At 36.4% G+C, this 19,078-nt stretch carries 16 protein-coding genes; 1 reads left to right on the top strand and 15 read right to left on the bottom strand.

Annotated features, from left to right (window positions below; genetic code table 11):
- Window positions 1-51 precede the first annotated feature (51 nt).
- Together SPK86_RS07140 and SPK86_RS07145 are read right to left on the bottom strand one after the other, a co-directional pair.
- Window positions 52-1,560, bottom strand: a complete 1,509-nt coding sequence (locus SPK86_RS07140; protein WP_330948992.1) for a multicopper oxidase family protein — start codon at window positions 1,558-1,560, stop codon at window positions 52-54.
- A gap of 545 nt (window positions 1,561-2,105) precedes the next feature.
- The gene (locus SPK86_RS07145) at window positions 2,106-2,834 is read right to left on the bottom strand and encodes an urease accessory protein UreH domain-containing protein (RefSeq protein ID WP_330948993.1); all 729 of its coding nucleotides are present in this window, start codon (window positions 2,832-2,834) and stop codon (window positions 2,106-2,108) included.
- Window positions 2,835-3,352: 518 nt separating this feature from the next.
- On the opposite strand from SPK86_RS07145, the gene SPK86_RS07150 reads away from it, so the two are divergent.
- On the top strand, window positions 3,353-3,928 hold the full coding sequence (locus SPK86_RS07150; protein ID WP_330948994.1) for a hypothetical protein: 576 nt from the start codon (window positions 3,353-3,355) through the stop codon (window positions 3,926-3,928).
- 207 nt (window positions 3,929-4,135) lie between these two features.
- Here SPK86_RS07150 and SPK86_RS07155 read toward each other — a convergent pair whose 3' ends face one another.
- The 13 genes from SPK86_RS07155 to miaB form a co-directional block, all read right to left on the bottom strand.
- On the bottom strand, window positions 4,136-4,462 hold the full coding sequence (locus tag SPK86_RS07155; RefSeq protein WP_284140036.1) for a four-helix bundle copper-binding protein: 327 nt from the start codon (window positions 4,460-4,462) through the stop codon (window positions 4,136-4,138).
- A 273-nt stretch (window positions 4,463-4,735) separates the two neighbouring features.
- Window positions 4,736-6,073 (bottom strand): type I glutamate--ammonia ligase, encoded by a 1,338-nt coding sequence (gene glnA / locus SPK86_RS07160; RefSeq protein WP_284140035.1) that lies wholly within the window; start codon window positions 6,071-6,073, stop codon window positions 4,736-4,738.
- Window positions 6,074-6,106: 33 nt separating this feature from the next.
- Window positions 6,107-7,363, bottom strand: a complete 1,257-nt coding sequence (locus SPK86_RS07165; RefSeq protein ID WP_330948995.1) for a methionine gamma-lyase family protein — start codon at window positions 7,361-7,363, stop codon at window positions 6,107-6,109.
- Between the two features lie 6 nt (window positions 7,364-7,369).
- Complete coding sequence (gene hflX / locus SPK86_RS07170; protein WP_330948996.1) at window positions 7,370-8,608, bottom strand: GTPase HflX; 1,239 nt, start codon at window positions 8,606-8,608, stop codon at window positions 7,370-7,372.
- An 85-nt stretch (window positions 8,609-8,693) separates the two neighbouring features.
- Window positions 8,694-9,617 (bottom strand): stage V sporulation protein K, encoded by a 924-nt coding sequence (gene spoVK / locus SPK86_RS07175; RefSeq protein ID WP_284140032.1) that lies wholly within the window; start codon window positions 9,615-9,617, stop codon window positions 8,694-8,696.
- 131 nt (window positions 9,618-9,748) lie between these two features.
- Window positions 9,749-9,973, bottom strand: coding sequence for an RNA chaperone Hfq (hfq, locus tag SPK86_RS07180; protein WP_284140031.1), 225 nt, complete (start codon window positions 9,971-9,973; stop codon window positions 9,749-9,751).
- Between the two features lie 37 nt (window positions 9,974-10,010).
- Window positions 10,011-10,946: a tRNA (adenosine(37)-N6)-dimethylallyltransferase MiaA gene (gene miaA / locus SPK86_RS07185; RefSeq protein WP_330948997.1), complete on the bottom strand. Its 936-nt coding sequence runs from the start codon at window positions 10,944-10,946 to the stop codon at window positions 10,011-10,013.
- A 76-nt stretch (window positions 10,947-11,022) separates the two neighbouring features.
- Window positions 11,023-11,469 carry a Dps family protein gene (locus SPK86_RS07190; protein ID WP_284140029.1) on the bottom strand — a complete coding sequence of 149 codons (447 nt, stop codon included), beginning with the start codon at window positions 11,467-11,469 and terminating at the stop codon, window positions 11,023-11,025.
- 60 nt (window positions 11,470-11,529) lie between these two features.
- On the bottom strand, window positions 11,530-13,368 hold the full coding sequence (gene mutL / locus SPK86_RS07195; RefSeq protein ID WP_330948998.1) for a DNA mismatch repair endonuclease MutL: 1,839 nt from the start codon (window positions 13,366-13,368) through the stop codon (window positions 11,530-11,532).
- A 39-nt stretch (window positions 13,369-13,407) separates the two neighbouring features.
- Window positions 13,408-15,993, bottom strand: coding sequence for a DNA mismatch repair protein MutS (mutS, locus tag SPK86_RS07200; RefSeq protein ID WP_284140027.1), 2,586 nt, complete (start codon window positions 15,991-15,993; stop codon window positions 13,408-13,410).
- 138 nt (window positions 15,994-16,131) lie between these two features.
- Entirely contained in the window at window positions 16,132-16,701 is a 570-nt protein-coding gene (gene cotE, locus SPK86_RS07205) for an outer spore coat protein CotE (protein ID WP_284140026.1), read from the bottom strand.
- Between the two features lie 189 nt (window positions 16,702-16,890).
- Complete coding sequence (locus SPK86_RS07210) at window positions 16,891-17,319, bottom strand: RicAFT regulatory complex protein RicA family protein (protein WP_284140025.1); 429 nt, start codon at window positions 17,317-17,319, stop codon at window positions 16,891-16,893.
- Window positions 17,320-18,819, bottom strand: a complete 1,500-nt coding sequence (gene miaB, locus SPK86_RS07215) for a tRNA (N6-isopentenyl adenosine(37)-C2)-methylthiotransferase MiaB (RefSeq protein WP_443089764.1) — start codon at window positions 18,817-18,819, stop codon at window positions 17,320-17,322. It lies immediately after the preceding gene.
- Between the last annotated feature and the right edge of the window lie 259 nt (window positions 18,820-19,078).

Consider the following 19,078-nt stretch of genomic DNA (forward strand, 5'->3'; position numbering starts at 1 on the left):
AACTAATACTGAACAGTTCATTTTTCATTTTTTATTCCGTGAAACAAAATATTAGTATACTTCTACCTGCCCCATCATACCATTATCTTCGTGTTCGAGAATATGACAATGATACATATATTTCCCCTCTTCTGGGAAAGTGACGAGCAATTTTACTCGTTCGCCTGGCTCTATAAGAACACTGTCTTTCAAGCCTCTTTCATTTGGATTCACTTCTCTTCCATCACGCGATATAATTTTAAACTGGGTACCATGAATATGGAATGGATGGATCATTCCTCCCATATTGTCAGGCTTATTATAGACTTCCCAAACTTCCGAGACGCCTTTCTTCTGTCGCAGATCAATTCGATTAGGATCAAATTTCTTTCCATTAATAGTAACCCTATCCATCATTCCAAACAATTCGATCTCCTTGGTGACTGGTAAGGATTTTTCTTCTTCTGAAAGGACAGAAGTATCATCAGTCCAAGATATAGATTCTTTCTCTCCTTTTCCTTTATCAATATCCAAATTAAAAGGCAACAGAGCATTATCTTTTTCATCAGTAATGGCGATTGGCTTATCTGTGTCCATTGCTGAAAAATCAATTAAAATTTCAGCGCGCTCGGATGGAGCCAGTGTAATCTCCTCTGTTTTTACTGGCTCATACAATAATCCACCATCTGAAGCTATTTGAGTAAATGCGGCATTATTACTTAAACGAAACGTGTAATTTCGTGCATTCGAACCATTAAGAATTCGAAAACGCATCAGTGGTTGTGTTACAGTTAATCTTGGATTGTATGTACCGTTTACGAGCGATACATCCCCAATCGTACCATCACTGTTCATGAGCTTCTCAAAGTCAAGTTGTTGATGCTCATCAAAGAGACGATCCTGAAATATGAGCGGAATATCATCTACTCCATAATTATGAGGCAATCCAGTAGCTACACGATCTTTCTCTTCCACGTAGAGCATTCCCGCAAGCCCTTTGAAAACTTGTTCTGCGGTTGATTTATGTGGATGTGGATGATACCACAGCGTCGCTGCTGATTGATCGGCTTTTAAGGTGACGATTTTACTTTCACCTGGCTGGATTAGATCGCTCGGACCACCATCTTCAGTTCCTGGTACTTCAAGACCATGCCAGTGAAATGTTGTTGGTTCATTTAACGCATTCCTGACTTTCACTTTAACAGTTTCTCCCTCTTTAAGCTGTAAAGTCTTCCCCAAAAAATTTCCATTATATCCGTAAGTTTTAGTTTGTGAACCATCAAAAAATTGCATCGCTCCCTCTTGAGCGACCACCTCATAATCGAATTCTGCGTCCTTCTGTTTTTCTAACAGAGGTGGTATTACTAACTCCTTAGTTCCTTCTGATGCTTGAAGAGAAGGGACATTGTTATGATCCATGTGACCTTCCATACCTTCCACGTCTCCATTATCCATTCTTTCTTCATGTTGCATTTCTCCGCGCTCCGTGCCTTGTTCATCTAATTGCTGGTTTGTTGGAGTGTTTGTGCAGCCCACTAATACTAACAAAAGTGCTGCAAATGACATTACCAATTTTTTCATTTTCTTGCTCCTTTACGTATACGCTCTGGATAAACTATTTTTTTACAATCAAGTATTAGGTAATATGATCGCCAATAGGCGAATTCTCTCAGTTTACTGATGATAGTTCCAAAGCTTTTTGCCAGTTGATGCTATACTCTTACATATACGAAATTTCGTACTACAACAATTTAATAAAGTAATACAATGTTTTCTCCATCCCTTCCCATTTGTTCCTTCGCCATCATCATATCGAATAATTATCAAGAAATAGTGCAAAATAACAACATCGTACATAATTCTCTAGAAACTAACAATCAATTCTTATTCTTACTGAAAGGAATCCGAGTTCCATTTCTTTCCTGATGAATCTGAATAAATGATGGTTATATTTCCTGTTGTGTCCAGATTGAAATCAGAGAAGGATTTCATAACGTAAACATGCTATCAGACGAATTAGTGAAATAATCCTATAAAACGTCTCAATGCCTATTTGAACGTACTTTAACGAAAATTGAAATATATCCATTTTTATAGACAGCTTATAATTCAAAGTATTTTCCTCTTTAAAACCAATACATTAATGTATCGAAAATACCAATAATAAGTAGTATACTCCCAGCAATTTTATTAGTAATAGCCCCTATTTTTCTGCTTTTCTTCATGACTATCCCGCTCATACCGAAATACGAAATCAGATAGATTACCACCAAAAGCGGGAAAGTAGTTCCAATTCCAAATACGGATGGCAATAGCAAACCATATGACGTGGTCAATACAACAGGCATTAATGTCATGAAAAATAGTACAAACATCGTTGGACAAAATGCCAATGTAAAACTTACTCCTAATAAAAAACTTCCTAAATAGCTGTCTTTTATCTTCTCAGGTAACCTAAATGTACCAATAGATTTATTTAATTTTAATATCCCAATCATTAATAACCCAATTATAATAAGTAACGGACCTATTACTTTTCTTAACATCGGAAAGAATTCCACTAAAGTACTGTTCACTTCATTTCCCACTAACCAAATAATGAATCCTAGGATAGCGAAAACTAGAATCTTTCCAGATATAAATAAATATATATGTAACCAAGGAACTCGACCGATTAACGATTTATTCCCATAAATTGTAATTGCGCTGACATTACTTGTTAGTTGACATGGGGCAACAGCTCCCACTAATCCCAAAAAGAAAGCAAATAATAGTGGTATATGCTCAAAACCATAGGCCAGCCCATGTATTGGCCCACTTAGCATTCGGCTCATTTGATTAAACAAATCAAACATATGTATACCTCCGTGACTACTCTACCTTCTTGATATATATAGTATTATCTCAAAATAAATTTAAGTGGTTCTTAATGACTTTATTAATAGAAGTTATAAGAACCAGTAACTATTAATCCTTCTCAAATAATATCAAACTGATTATGGTGTAGGTTGATCTATTTCCATACATAACGAGCATTAACTCTTTAGAGTAACTTGCTTTACAATTATACATTTAAAATATCCAGAAAATATGGACGACTTAGGTAAATAAAATATAAAGTAGATTTAAAGTCTAGTTCCTCTATATTCTAATGGAAGAATAAAATATTACTTTAAATGATTAAAAAAACATATAAATAATGTTGGTCCAACTTATTCAAGATATATAATAAAAAATTGAACATGACATCGAACCAAAACCGAAGTTTCTCAACCCTCTTACTAGCCAACAAGAAGAAAGCGTTTATGAATATTTATACTCCACATACTCATATAGTTATTTATATTGGACAAGCAAAAGAAAGGGGATAAAAATGAGTGTATTACTACTGCTAATTATTTTAACGATTTTTTTATTTACAGTTTTCATTATTTATAAATTAGCTTTTCACCGAAACAGCTTAACTGAGATGACTGGTATGGTAATAGCTATGTCAATCGGTATGAGTGTTGGCTTAACTTTTGGTGTTATTATTGGAATATTACTGTCGGATAACTTTTTTTTCGCTACAGTTTTTGGAATTGTTATTGGTTTGTCATCTGGTTTTTTGGCAGGCATGCCAATAAGTATTGGTGCAGTACTTGACGGGATGCTTTCTGGTATCATGGGGGGCATGATGGGGACTATGCTTGGGGTAATGATAACGGTAGAATATCAAAGTGCTATTGTTAAAATAATGTTTTTTCTATTCCTTTGCATTTTATTACTCCTTCTCTATTTCGTTCAAAAAGAAGTCAGCAAACGTGAACCTGCATATTTATCTAATCCTCTGTTTACAATTATACTTTTTGGTTTTATTTTTATTATATTTAACCATTTTGGACCGGTTTTTCCAGATGATAAGACCCCGAATGATCATATTCATATGGAGCACCATTCAAACAAATGAACATTTCGAATACACAATCCAATAATGAAGTTACAAAGAATCTATGGTACTCTGTAATATATCTTATGAACAGGGGCTTGACATCGGCATTAATCGTACAATAATAAAGTAAAGTTAAAGCGTTTGAATAAAATCTATGGTCTGGTCTGCAACGTTAATAATTCTCGGAAATGAGAGATTTCATTCCCGAGAATTATTTTGGTATTACTATGCTACACTTTTGCAAGCCTCTGCGCATTTAAAACAAGCATCAGCACATTTCTTACAATGGTCATGATCATGTTTTTGGCACTCATTTCCACATGCTTCACAAATTTTTGCACAGACGCTGGCCAATTCTGAAACAAATGGTGTATTTCTTGAAAGGGCTTGTTCAAAATAGCTACAAATATCCGCACACTCTCTGTCCAGACGAATACATTCAGCCATCATCTGGATATTGTCTTCCTTTAAACATGCATCATAACAGTGATTACATGCAGTCATACACTCATGTAATGCTTGAATTAATTCTAAATGTTGCTCATGTGCCATCTTTTATTCCTCCCACCATAATGATTAAATACATTTTTACTGTTACCTAAACGGTTTAATATTAAACGGAAAATCACAATCTCCATAAAAACTGCACAAATTTTTATAGTATGATAAAGTCGTTATATTTAAAATCATCATCCCTCTGTTCATTTGAGGTGGAGGGGGGGATAGGATAGCACGGAAAATTTTTATCGAAAAAAGTGATAAATAGCGTGGATTTTTCACTTTCTCCTGCTATTTACCACTTCATAAAACATTAATATATCAACCTTAATAGCTCGTCAAATATTGCTCTCGTTCCCATGGATGAACTGTCGTTCTGAACATATTCCATTCAATTTCTTTCGCTTCTATGAAATGCTCATATAAATGGTTTCCCATTGCTTCTACAATAACTGCATCCTTTTCAAGCTCGACTAATGCATCCTTTAATGTTGCAGGTAAGCTATGAACCCCTTTTTCTTCTCGTTCTTCCTTACTCATATCATAAATATTCTCATTCACTGGTGCTGGTGGGGTTAGTTTATTTTTTATTCCGTCTAACCCTGCGCTCAAGAGTACTGCCATTGCTAAATATGGATTTGCTGTTGGATCCACACTTCTAAGCTCTAAACGTGTACTTAATCCGCGAGAATATGGGATACGCACAAGTGGGCTGCGATTTTGTGCAGACCATGCAACATAGCTTGGGGCCTCATAACCAGGTACGAGTCGTTTATACGAATTAACTGTTGGATTCGTCACAGCAGTATAGTTAACCGCATGCTTAATTAAGCCAGCCGTAAACTGGTATGCTTTTTCACTTAATTGCATGTCACCTTCAGGATCAAAGAATACGTTTTTCCCGTCTTTAAACAATGACATATTCACATGCATACCAGATCCAAACACACCAAATAGTGGCTTCGGCATAAATGTTGCATGTAAGTTATGCTTTCTGGCAATCGTCTTTACAACTAGCTTAAACGTTTGGATATCGTCACAATGACTAACAGCATCTGAATACTTAAAATCGATCTCATGCTGACCAGGTGCCCCTTCATGGTGTGAAGCTTCAATTTCAAAGCCCATTTCCTCGAGTTCCAAGACAATGTCACGACGGCAATTTTCACCTAAATCTGTTGGTGCTAAATCAAAATAACCACCATGATCGTTTAATTCTAAGGAAGGTTCGCCATTCTCATCAAGTTTAAACAAGAAAAATTCCGGCTCTGTGCCAATATTAAATGCAGAAAAACCAGCTTCCTCCATTTTTTTTAGGTTACGTTTTAAATTATAGCGTGGACACCCTTCAAAAGGAGTGCCATCTGGATTATAAATATCACAAATAAAACGTGCAACCTTTCCTTTTTCAGAGGTCCAAGGAAAGACAACAAACGAATCAAGATCTGGATACAAATACATATCAGATTCTTCAATTCTAACAAAACCTTCTATTGAAGACCCATCAAACATCATCTTATTATCTAATGCTTTATCAAGCTGGCTTAAAGGAATTTCTACATTTTTAATTGTTCCAAGCATATCCGTAAACTGTAGTCGAATAAATCGTACATTTTCTTCTTTAATTTTGACCATAATATCTTCTTTCGTATACCTTGAATCCATTTCATTAATCCTCCTAAAAATAATTCCTATTTTTTAACTACCCTTTTTCAAATTTAAAAAACCTTTGTCGATCATTGATTGAACCGAATTTTCGATTGCAATCTTTACATGTGCATACGTTAACCCTCCTTGAACAAAGGCTGTATACGGTTCACGGATTGGTCCGTCTGCTGACAGTTCAATACTTGCTCCTTGAATAAAGGTTCCAGCAGCCATAATAACCTCATCCTCGTATCCAGGCATCTCACTTGGATATGGTGTTACATAAGAGTTAACAGGTGAGTTGTGTTGAATTGCCTGACAAAAAGTAATCATTTGCTCGCTATTCTCAAAATTAACAGATTGAATTAAATCTGTTCGTTTAGCCGTATAGGATGGAGACGTTTCTAATCCAAGCAGCTCCAAAAAACGAGCCGTAAATACAGCTCCCTTTAATGCTTCACCAACGATTAAAGGAGCTAAAAAGAAGCCTTGGAACATCTCTTGTAGCAAATGAAACGTAGCTCCCATCTCCTTGCCTAAACCAGGAGCTGATAAACGATGCGCACATTGTTCTACAAGCGCATCATTTCCAACAATATATCCACCAGCTCGTACAATTCCACCACCTGGATTTTTAATAAGTGATCCAGCGATAATATCCGCACCAACATGTAACGGCTCTTTTTCCTCAACAAATTCACCATAACAATTATCCACAAAAATAATGATGTTCGGATTGATTGTTTTAACAAAAGAAACCATTGCTTCTATTTCAGCAATTGTAAAGGATGGTCGATTATCATAGCCCTTTGAACGTTGAATACCAATAACCTTCGTCCGTGAAGTAATCGATTCCTTCACACCACGATAATCTATTGCTCCATTCGCTAACAGATCCACTTGCTTGTAAGTCACTTGATAGTCTTTTAATGAACCGGGATATGGATTTGCATCCATACCAATGACGCCTGATAATGTATCGTATGGCTTTCCCGTTATGTAAATCAGCTCATCCTCTGGGCGAAGTAAACCGAATAAAACGGTTGATATCGCGTGTGTACCAGAAATAAGCTGTGGTCTAACTAATGCCGCTTCACCGCCGAATACTTGTGCATACACTGCTTCTAACGTATCTCTCCCCAGATCATCATAGCCATATCCAGTAGTAGAGTTAAAATGCGTATCACTTACACGATGGTTTTTAAACGCCTCTAGAACTCGTCTTTGGTTATTTTCAACAATCGTATTAATATGTTGATGAATACTGCTGCAGTCTTTTTCGGCTTGTTGAATTAAATCTTTCATCATTGTCGTTTATTTCTCCTTTAAAATCCGTTGCAATGGATGATCTGTTCTAATAAAGCCACTAACATGATATTTATTCGACAGTTCATCATAATATTTCTTCTCTATCATTGTTTCTTTACCTAGTCGATGTAATAAATCTGCCTCATTTGGCTCTAATTCAATAATATAATTATCCCATATAACCTTTAACTGTTGCTCAATTGCTAAAACTAGTTTTTCAATATCGCTTTCATCCAACGCACTCATCATAACATATGGATGGTTCATCGGAATCATCTCATCTGTAAGCCGATCCTTTTTATTATAAACAGTGAGCATTGGTATAGAGGTAGCTTGTAGATCTTCTAACAGTTTTAACACTGTTTGTTGGTGCTGCTCCTTATCGGGATGTGACCCATCAACAACATGAAGTATAAAGTCTGCTTCCGCCACTTCCTCTAATGTTGACCGAAAGGATGCGATTAACGTTGTTGGCAGCTCTTGTAAAAATCCAACCGTATCCGTAATCAGCGCTGAAAATCCCGATGGGAATGTGATTTTTCTCGTTAAGGGATCTAATGTTGCAAACAACTTGTCCTCTTCTAATGAATCACTATTCGTCAGCCGATTAAACATCGTAGACTTGCCTGCGTTTGTGTATCCAACAATAGCAATTTGAAACACATCGTTCGTTTTTCTTCTTTTTCGATATTGTTCACGCTGTTGAACGACGAGAGCCAATCGTCTTTTGATATCATGAATTCTTCGACGAATATGACGTTGATCTGTTTCTAGCTTTGTTTCACCAGGGCCTCTTGTCCCAATTCCTCCACCTAAACGTGATAACTGAGCACCTTGACCATGAAGCCGTGGTAGCATATATTGTAGCTGAGCTAGTTCTACTTGAAGCTTTCCTTCTTTCGTCTGCGCTCGTTGTGCGAATATATCCAATATCAGTTGGCTTCGGTCAATAATGCGAACACCGAGCTGTTCACCTAGATTTCGAAGCTGTCCTGGTGAAAGCTCATCATTGGCAATAACTAAATCAATATCTAACGCTTCCATCTGCTCTTTTATTTCTGCTACCTTTCCCTCACCCATATAAAAAGCGGGATGGATTCTTGTGCGATTTTGTGTAATCACTTGCATAACCATCCCACCGGCTGTCTTTGTCAAAGAAATAAGCTCTTCTAAGGAGGAGTGAAATCCTTCCTCAGTTTGTTCTGGCTTTTTCACTGCGATGATGATCACTTGTTCTAGAGTCATGTAATTGACCTCTCTTTACATATAATAAAAGTAATTTTTACATGTTTTCATCATAGCAAAAAAATGCCAGCATCACAAAATTTCATCAATGGTCCTCTAAGGATAGATCTTTTTCAGATAGCTCTATTAAATCATCCAGTAACACATTGTCCTTATACATCAATCGAACCGCATGTCGGCGAATAGAATGCTCAATAATATTTCGAACGCAGCGCGCATTGGAGAAATTACGTTCCCTTTCTTGTTGCTTTTTGTATAAGTAAGCTCGCAACTTCCATTCCGCTTCTTTTGTTAATTTATACTCTCGCTCTGATATCATTTTACGGGCAATCTCCATCAATTGATCAACATCATAGTCATGAAAATCTAATATAAATGGAAATCGCGACTTTAAGCCTGGGTTTAACTCAAGAAAACGATTCATTTCATAAGGATATCCTGCTAAAATTAATACAAAATCGTTATGGTGATCCTCCATATGTTTCACAAGCGTATCAATTGCTTCTTTCCCAAAATCTTTTTCACCACCACGAGCAAGTGAATAAGCTTCATCAATAAACAAAATTCCACCATACGCTTTTTGTATCATACTCCGCGTTTTTTGCGCAGTCTGGCCAATATATTCGCCAACTAAATCAGCCCGCTCTGCTTCCACAAAATGACCTTTCGATAACACGTTCATATCATAATATATCTTTGCGAGCTTGCGAGCAACGGTTGTTTTTCCTGTGCCTGGATTCCCCCTAAACAGCATATGTAGCACCTGTTTATTACTCGTTAATCCAAGCTGCTCACGTTTCTCATTTATCATGATACTCGCATAGATTTCTTTTACCTTTTGTTTAAGTGACTGCAGGCCAACAAATGAGCGAAAAGCATCGTCAATATGCATAAATGGTCCATTCGTTTCATAGTGCAAGTGACGGTTACTTTGTAATTTTACACCTTTTTTATTCCCTAATACAATATTTATTTGCCCATTTTTATTTTGAAATTTTTGTGTTTCCACCACATTCACTCCTTCGTTGCTTTAGTATACGTAGGAGGAAAATAAGTTGTGACAAATGCCTATATTAATCTATATACGAATAAAAATTTGCCTCCTGCAAACACTGCAGTGAGGCAAATTTAACATTCTATTTATTCCTTGTCTAAAGCGACATTTTTTACCGGGGCAAAGGTTGATATTGCATGTTTAAAAATCAATTGTTGCTTTCCTTCTGTTTCCAACAGAACAGTGAAATTATCAAAGGCTTTTACAATTCCTCTCAATTGAAATCCGTTCGTTAAAAAAACAGTAACCGAGATGTGATCTTTTCTTAATTGATTTAAATAATGATCTTGAATGTTTACACCCTGTGCCATTGTACTTCCTCCTCTTTTCTGTCTATACTAACTTATTCTACTTATCTTTTAAGAATCCTGCTAGATCCTCTAAAATCATTCGAAATTTTTCATCAATTGATTCAGGTTCGACTTGATACCAATCCACATCCATTTTATTTTTAAACCATGTATATTGGCGCTTTGCATAGCGACGCGAATTTCGCTTAATTAAATCGATTGCTTCAACTAAGCTGTATTCCTGATTAAAATATGCAACAAGCTCTTTATAGCCAATTCCTTGCATGGATTGACAAGAAGCTAGCCCTCCATCATAGAGTGATTTCACCTCATGAACAAGTCCTTGATTCATCATCATATCAACGCGTTGATTAATACGTTCATATAGAAGAGGACGTTCCATTTCCAAACCAATTAATTTGAAATCATAGGGTGACTCTGACCGCTGTTCTTCCATATGGCTCGACATTGTCGTTCCTGTTGTTTCATATAGCTCCAACGCACGAATAACACGTCGATGATTGTTTGGATGAATTTTTTCAGCTTGCTGCGGATCAATCTTATTTAGTCTTTCATACAAGGTGTCAATACCCTTGTCTTCCAACTCCTGCTCCAGTCGGTTCGTAACTTCCTCATTTCGCTTCTGTGGTGAAAAATTATATTGAAAAAGAGCTGCTTGAATATAAAGTCCACTTCCCCCAGCAATGATGGGGAGCTTTCCTTTTGCAGTAATATAATCGATAAGCGTTTGTACATGTTGCTGAAAATCTGCTACTGAAAAGGATGCATCTGGAGCGTGCGTATCAATCATATAATGCGGAATTCCTTCACGTTCTTCCGGTTTTATTTTTGCTGTACCGATATCCATCTTTTGATAAACTTGCATGGAATCTCCACTAATAATTTCACCATTGAATCTTTTCGCAATTTCAATACTTAAACGTGTTTTACCTACAGCGGTAGGACCAACAATTGCAATTACTTTTTTCTTCATTCTTATTCCCCTAGTATTTCATTTAGAAGCCTTAACCGTAAAAGTATCTTTCTAATTACAGACTTGGCCCCTTTTATCAACTTTCTTGATACGCTTTTAGCATCCAAACATACTTTTCATAGATAGCTTGCATGCCGATAAGCATATCCGAAGTTGGCTCATCTTTCATCTCGTTCGCCAAGTTTAAGCCTTCACTGCTTATTTCAGAGATGAGCTGCTTATAATCAAGTATAAGCTGTGTAATAATCTCTTCTTCCTGATCATCTGCATTTGCTTCAATTAAGGTAGCTTCTTTCATATATTTTGTCATTGTTGCTAGTGGCTTCCCGTGAATCATTAAAATACGTTCTGCCGTTTCATCCATTTGACTAGCAAAAACTTGATACATCTCTTCAAATAACGCATGTAGCTGAAAAAAGTTTTTCCCTTTAATAAACCAATGATACCGATGAAGTTTTACATACATCACAGCATGATTTGCTAGCAACTGATTTAAGAAATTTATAAGTCTTTGATTATCCATTTAATACACTCCACATTTTTATGACTCATCATTACCATGTAGTATATGTTTTATACGTGCTTACATCACTCGTTTAAACATTTTTTCCAATTCATATGTTGAAAAATGAATGATAATTGGTCTTCCATGTGGACAAGTAAATGGATCTGTCGTTTGTCTTAAATCCTCTAATAATCGAGACATATCCTCATGATTTAGATAATGATTTGCTTTAATTGATCGCTTACAGGACATTAAAATCGCTGCATCTTCACGAATTTTCTCTACATTTATCTGCGCTTCTTGCATCACTTGTTCGAGCATCTCTCGGATAATTTCTTCTTCAAACCCAGTTGGAAACCAAATAGGACAGGAACGAACAATATATGTTTGATTCCCGAAGTTCTCAAAAAACAAACCAACTTTTTCTAGCGCGTTTCGATAATGCTCAATGAAAATCGCCTCTTGCTTAGAAAAATCGAACGTTAATGGAAGAAGCAGCTCTTGAACTTCATTTGTTGGTTGACCAAGCTTTGCTTTAAAAAACTCATATTTAATTCGTTCTTGTGCTGCATGCTGATCAATCATATAAAATCCATCTTCATTTTGCGCTAAAATATAAGTGCCATGTAACTGCCCAATTGGTAGCATGATTGGAACACGTTTCCCAGGCTCTATTCTTTCAGGCCTTGCGCTTGGAATTTCAAGATTTTCTGTCTCCACTACTGTTCGCTCTTGAAGCGAATCATCTGTTTGCAGTGGGACTTTCTCAGAATCTTTTCGCTCCTGACTCGTTTGATCATAATGCGTAAGCAAAGGATTAGATTCTCGAAGCTCATGCTTCGCTTCTTCTCTATTCATTGGCTGTTCAAATGATAATGTGTGTTGAAACGACTTGTCCTCTCGACGTTCTTTTTGCCGCATTTCGGGGATTAATGTCGTTGCACGAAACGTCTTCTGAATTAAATCTTCTAGAATCGAAAATAGCTCTTTTTCTTTACTAAATCGGACCTCTAGCTTTGTCGGATGCACATTTACATCGACAAGGATAGGATCCATTTCAATCGCAATGACTGCGATCGGATAACGGCCAATAGGCAATAACGTATGGTATGCTCTAAGAATTGCTTGTGTTAATGGAATGCTTTTAATATACCTTCCATTAATAATGGTAGAAATATAAGAACGTGAGGCACGTGTTACCTCTGGTTTTGCGACATATCCTTTTATCGAGAAGTCCAATGTTTCTTGCTCGATTGGAAGCATCTTTTTGGCAATCCCCAATCCATATATTTGTCCAACAACTTGAAGCACATCTCCTGTACCTGCAGTTTTAAATAAGCCCTTTCCATTATGAGTAGCTTCAAAACGAATCTCTGGATGAGACAGTGCTAATCGATTTAACAAATCCGTTATATGACCAAGCTCCGTATGAATTGTTTTCATATACTTTAAACGAGCCGGCGTATTGAAAAACAAGTCGGATACCGTTATTTCAGTTCCTTGTCTTGCATCACTTCGTTTCCGCGCTGTAACTTTTCCACCTTCCATTTCAAGGTAGGTCCCAGCAGCATCTCCTTTGGATGTTTTAATCGTTAATCTGCTAACAGATGCAATACTTGCTAATGCCTCTCCTCGAAATCCGAGTGTTCTAACATGGAATAAATCGTTCTCATTACGAATTTTACTCGTTGCATGGCGCAAAAAAGCACGCTCACAATCTGCTTCTGCCATTCCCTTCCCATTATCCGTTATTTTTATTTCTTGTAATCCCGCTTCTTGTAAATCGATTTTAATCCATGTACTGTTTGCATCGATACTGTTCTCAACCAACTCTTTAACGACAGAAGCAGGTCTTTCTACTACTTCACCAGCAGCAATTTTGTTTGCTAATGCATCAGGCATCTGAATAATTTCCATGCAAACATTCCTTTCTAATAGGGAAAGTTAGTTCAAAAGTTACTTCGATTTTAATTGTTTTTGTAATTGATACAACATATTCATGGCATCCATTGGTGTCATATCAAACAAATTCATTTCTTTTAATTCTTTTAATGCAGAGTGATCTTTTGCAGTTACTCTTTCCTGTTTCTTAACATTATCTTCTTCTGCAAAAAAGGACAGCTGATCAGAGGCTACTTGCTCGTCCTGTTTATCTATCTTTTCTCGACCAGAACCCTCTAATTCTTCCAGAATTGTCGTTGCACGTGAAATCAATGGTTCTGGAAGCTCCGCCAATTTCGCAACGTGAATGCCATAGCTTTTATCAGCTGCTCCATCCTTAATTTGATGTAGAAATACGACATTACCTTCATATTCCTCCGCACGAACATGAATGTTTTTTAAATTAGCTAGCGTTTCCTCTAATGCAGTTAATTCATGGTAATGTGTTGAAAATAACGTCTTTGCTTGCAAATGATCATGAATATATTCCACAATAGCTTGTGCTAAAGCCATGCCATCATAAGTGCTTGTACCACGTCCAATTTCATCTAACAAAATTAAACTACGACTTGTTGCATGCTGTAATGCGTGATTTGCTTCTAGCATTTCTACCATAAATGTGCTTTGACCAGATACAAGATCATCTGCAGCTCCAATTCGTGTAAAAATTTGATCAAAAACGATTAGCTCTGCTTCCTCACATGGCACAAAGCACCCAATTTGTCCCATTATGGCAGTTAAGGCCAATTGTCTCATGTACGTGCTTTTCCCAGACATATTCGGTCCGGTTATTAATAGAATTTGTTTATCATCGTCTAGTAAAATATCATTCGGGACAAACATCCCATCATCCATTACTTTTTCGATCACTGGATGGCGACCACGCTTAATTGTTAGACTCTGTTCACCAAAACGTGGGCGCTTGTAATTATTGGCTTCACTTACGGTTGCAAATGCTTGCAGCACATCTATACTACTAATTCGCTCTGCTATTACTTGAAGCTCTGGAATATATGCTTTTATTTGCTCACGAATATCAACAAATAATCCATATTCCAAATCAATACTCTTTTCTTCCGCTTCTAGAATTAATTGTTCTCTTTCTTTGAGTTCTGGTGTAATATACCGCTCTGCGTTTGTTAACGTTTGTTTTCGTTCATATCTCCCTTCAGGAAGAAGATGCAGGTTTGCCTTTGTAATTTCAATATAATACCCAAATACACGGTTATAACCAATTTTTAAGGACTTTATTTTCGTTTCCTGTTTTTCCTTTTGTTCAAGCGCAGCAATCCACTTCTTACCATTCCTAGAGGCGTCTCGATACTGGTCTAGCTTTTCATGGTAACCATCTTTAATGATGGCACCTTCTTTAATTGATATAGGAGGATCATCCACAATGCTTTCTTCTAATAAGGAAACGAGATGCTCCGGAAATGTTAGTCCTTCTGCAAGCGAATGAATTTTGTCATTTGCAAAACTGGATAAGATTTGCTTTATATCTGGTATTCGTTTTAGAGACTGCTTTAATTGGATTAAATCTCGCGCATTCACATTTCCAAAAGCAATTCTACCTGCAAGCCGTTCTAAATCATACACAGATTTCAACGAATCTCGAAGGGAGTCCCGCTCAATAAAACCTTGGAAAAAGCCTTCTACGATATCAAGGCGTTCATTTATTTGTTCAGTGTTTAATAAAGGCCGCTCCAACCACTTTTTAAGTGTTCGAGATCCCATTGCAGTTACGGTTTTGTCAAGCACCCAAAGTAGGCTGCCATGCTTTCCTTTGCGCAAAATTGTTTCCGTCAACTCAAGATTACGTTTCGAATACATATCAAGCGATAAATAATTGTTTAATTCTATAATAGTAGCCTGCTTTAAATGATCTAACGACCGCTTTTGTGTATGCTGTACATAATTAAGCAAACGACTAAACCCTTTTACGAGACGTTCATCATTTAAATTTTCACATAAGCTACGGTATTCTGCATTAAAATTCACTTCATCCTGATAAGACAGCGTTACTTGTAATCGTTCTGATAACTGTTGCTGCATTTGTTCTGGAAGGTTAGATGAAATAACCATTTCTTTAATTGGTTGACTATATAATTCATGAATAACAGCTTCCCAGCCTTGATTAATTAGTGCAATACTATTCTCACCAGTAGAAAGATCATTATAGACGACGACATAAGATCCATCCTTGAAATGGGAAAGACTAGCAATATAATTATTATCTCGCTCATTCAACATATTACTTTCCATTACTGTTCCTGGAGTAATTAATTGAACAACTTCTCGTTTCACAACCCCTTTTGCTTCCTTAGGGTCCTCAACTTGCTCACAAATGGCCACCTTATAGCCTTTTTCGATTAACATTTTTATGTAATTTGCTGCGGAATGATATGGAACACCACACATTGGAATTGGTTCCTTTTGACCTGCATCACGCTTCGTTAACGTAATTTCCAATTCCCTCGCTGCTTCAATCGCATCATCAAAAAACATTTCATAAAAATCACCTAGTCGAAAAAACAAAAAGGCATCCTTATGATCCGCTTTTATTTTTAAATATTGCTCCATCATTGGTGTATATTTTGCCATTATGTATCCCCCAAAAACAAACATTTATTGTGTTATTATAACATAATTCGAACCGAACAAACTGTTTCTCATCTTATTATTGACAAATGCTGATTTTCAAAAAAAACCTTACGAGAGAAGATTCCCTCGTAAGGAGTATTAGTCTTTGCTTTGACTTTCTAGAAAATCTGGATTTACATCGCTAAGCTCTTCATCCGTTACTTCAAAGTCCCAAGATTCGTCATCATCAGCAAACTTGACACCCTCTGGATCTACTTTAACAAAGACCTTTGTTTCTCCGATTATTTGTACAAGAAATTCTCGTTCTACATCTACATTAATTTTATGCCCTTTGTTAGCTATTTCGCATTCAAGGCAATTTGGCTGTTGAATTACTTTACATACCACATCAAATTCATCATTGATACAATGTTCATCTCGGATAGCAAGTGGAATAATATCACAATAGGATACTCGCTCGGTGACAACCTCCGTTTTTGTATTGTCATTATACGAGTACCATATATTTACCTCATAGGTTCCATTTACTTCCACCTTATCTTCTTTCTTTTTCTTGGCATTGTATAAATGATTAATGACCCAGCAACCGAGAATACTAGAGGGTCTATGTGAGGGTGAAATGGAATGCGTTTCTTGAGTGAATTTTTTTCCCTTACCACAAACGGCTTTCGTAATAATTTCACGATAGTCTTTTTCTAAAAAACTCATAATACGCTTACCTCCTCTTTTTTCATAGTCATTTTATGCAAGACAAATACCTAAAGTGCATAGCTTTCTTTTTTAAAAGATGAGAAGAGGAAAAAAAGTTAGTTTATTGCATTATATGTGAAACAATATCTATCCTTTCTTACGCTACATAAAAAAACAGCGACGGAATAAGATTCCATCGCTGTTTTTTTAATGCCCACAAGAAGTTTTATTAGATACTTTAGAGCCTGTTTCTCCTGCAAGCACGTCTCCACCAGTTGACTCTATAACATGATTCGTTACTTCTCTAGCTATTGTTCCTGTTACAAGTTGCAAAATATCATTCACGACAAGCTGTGTTTCTTTAAATTCATGAACAATTGGAATATCATCCAATTCTTGCTGCAAGCGATCAATTTCCTTTTCTACCTTGTTAAGCGCTTCTGTTTTACCATAAGCTTGGAAATTCACTGCTTGTTTTTGTAAGGCTTTGATTCGTTTAATTAACTGTTGCACTTTTTGATTTTCATTTAGCTTTGCTTCGACTTGCTTGAATCGATCAATTTCCTCGATATTTGCTAACATATTTGCCAACTGCTTTGCTTCTTCTAAAACCTGCTTTCTTGTAAATTCAGCCATTTAATTCACCTCGACCTTATTTTTAACCATGATTCCATTTAGGGACCATGTTTTTGCCTCTGTAATTTCTACATCAACGATTTTACCAATTGCACTTTTCGGTCCTTTGAAGTTGACGAGCTTGTTTTTCTCTGTATATCCTGCTAATACATCTGGATCCTTTTTGCTTTCGCCTTCTACTAACACTTTTACTGTCTTACCAGTATAGGAAGCCATCGATTGAGCAGACTGTTTATTAACAAGCTCATTTAAACGATATAAACGTTGTTTTTTTACTTCTTCTGGCACGTCATCTTTTTTCCGTGCTGCTGGTGTTCCTTCTCGAGGTGAATAAATAAATGTATATGCCGCTTCAAAACCAACTTCTTCTACAAGCGTCATTGTTTCTTCAAACTGCTCGTCTGTTTCATTAGGAAATCCGACAATGATATCCGTTGTTAACGTTGCGTTTGGAATAGCTTTTTTAATTTTACGGACAAGCTCTAAATATTCCTCACGTGTGTATTTACGGTTCATTTTCTTTAGAACTTCACTACTTCCAGATTGGACAGGAAGATGAATATGATCAAGTAAATTGCCGCCTTTTGCTAGGACTTCAATTAAGTGATCATCAAAATCACGTGGGTGTGAAGTGGTAAAGCGCACTCTTGGAATATCAACTTTGTGCATATCATCCATCAGATCACCAAAGGTGTATTCGATATCTTCAAAATCCTTTCCATAGGCATTTACATTTTGACCAAGTAGTGTAATTTCTTGATATCCCTGCGCTGCTAAATAACGAACCTCTTGAATAATATCCTCTGGTCTACGACTTCTTTCTTTCCCACGTGTCATTGGTACGATACAGTACGTGCAAAATTTGTCGCATCCATACATAATATTAACCCATGCTTTAATTTTACCTTGTCGTACCTTAGGCAAATTCTCAATAATATCGCCTTCTTTTGACCAAACCTCAACTACTTGAGCTTTACCAAACATAGCTTCCTTAACTAAGTACGGAAGACGATGAATATTATGTGTACCGAAAATTAAATCAACATGTTGATGCTTTTGCATTATTCGATTGACGACCGATTCTTCTTGAGACATACAGCCACACACACCAACAATTAAATCCGGCTTTTCTAACTTTAATGGTTTTAAATGACCAATTTCACCAAACACTTTGTTTTCAGCATTTTCACGGATTGCACATGTATTTAATAAAATAATATCGGCGTCGTTTGTATCCGCAGTTGATTCATACCCCATTGTCGTAAGGATACCTGCCATCACTTCCGTATCATGCTCATTCATTTGACAGCCATAGGTACGAATTAAGAACTTTTTATTTTTCCCAATATTTTTCATTTCTTCAGGAATTTCAAAGTCATAATGTACATTTACTTTTTCTTTCCCGCGCTTACGAGCTTTATTAATGTTTGGCGGTTCATAGGTTGTCTCAAAATATTTCGCAAAATCGGCTGTTGTTTTTTCTGATAAAGGTTTATCCATATCGGATTTTCTGTCCGCTGAATCTACCTGATTAATTTGTGCTTGCGCCTTTCGTTGTTCTTCGTTCATTGCGGAGCTCCTTTCGCTATATTAAATAAATTATTCTCATAGTTATACATTATATCAGTATAAGGCCTCTATCTAAAATTAACAATACATTGTCACTAATTTTAGTGGAAATACAATTCTCGCATATTTCAAACTAAAAAATAACGAGAAGTATTCCATTCAAAATTAACAATGCATTGGAATAGACTTT

Origin of the sequence: Virgibacillus sp. MG-45, assembly GCF_036409425.1 — a bacterium.
Lineage (GTDB): Bacteria > Bacillota > Bacilli > Bacillales > Amphibacillaceae > LDC-1.

Bases quoted from the DNA above. Each gene is read 5' to 3' on its own strand.
- SPK86_RS07140 (WP_330948992.1), bottom strand. From the start codon at position 1,560: ATGAAAAAATTGGTAATGTCATTTGCAGCACTTTTGTTAGTATTAGTG.
- SPK86_RS07145 (WP_330948993.1), bottom strand. From the start codon at position 2,834: ATGTTTGATTTGTTTAATCAAATGAGCCGAATGCTAAGTGGGCCAATA.
- SPK86_RS07150 (WP_330948994.1), top strand. From the start codon at position 3,353: ATGAGTGTATTACTACTGCTAATTATTTTAACGATTTTTTTATTTACA.
- SPK86_RS07155 (WP_284140036.1), bottom strand. From the start codon at position 4,462: ATGGCACATGAGCAACATTTAGAATTAATTCAAGCATTACATGAGTGT.
- glnA (WP_284140035.1), bottom strand. From the start codon at position 6,073: ATGGATTCAAGGTATACGAAAGAAGATATTATGGTCAAAATTAAAGAA.
- SPK86_RS07165 (WP_330948995.1), bottom strand. From the start codon at position 7,363: ATGATGAAAGATTTAATTCAACAAGCCGAAAAAGACTGCAGCAGTATT.
- hflX (WP_330948996.1), bottom strand. From the start codon at position 8,608: ATGACTCTAGAACAAGTGATCATCATCGCAGTGAAAAAGCCAGAACAA.
- hfq (WP_284140031.1), bottom strand. From the start codon at position 9,973: ATGGCACAGGGTGTAAACATTCAAGATCATTATTTAAATCAATTAAGA.
- miaA (WP_330948997.1), bottom strand. From the start codon at position 10,946: ATGAAGAAAAAAGTAATTGCAATTGTTGGTCCTACCGCTGTAGGTAAA.
- SPK86_RS07190 (WP_284140029.1), bottom strand. From the start codon at position 11,469: ATGGATAATCAAAGACTTATAAATTTCTTAAATCAGTTGCTAGCAAAT.
- mutL (WP_330948998.1), bottom strand. From the start codon at position 13,368: ATGGAAATTATTCAGATGCCTGATGCATTAGCAAACAAAATTGCTGCT.
- mutS (WP_284140027.1), bottom strand. From the start codon at position 15,993: ATGGCAAAATATACACCAATGATGGAGCAATATTTAAAAATAAAAGCG.
- cotE (WP_284140026.1), bottom strand. From the start codon at position 16,701: ATGAGTTTTTTAGAAAAAGACTATCGTGAAATTATTACGAAAGCCGTT.
- SPK86_RS07210 (WP_284140025.1), bottom strand. From the start codon at position 17,319: ATGGCTGAATTTACAAGAAAGCAGGTTTTAGAAGAAGCAAAGCAGTTG.
- miaB (WP_443089764.1), bottom strand. From the start codon at position 18,819: ATGGATAAACCTTTATCAGAAAAAACAACAGCCGATTTTGCGAAATAT.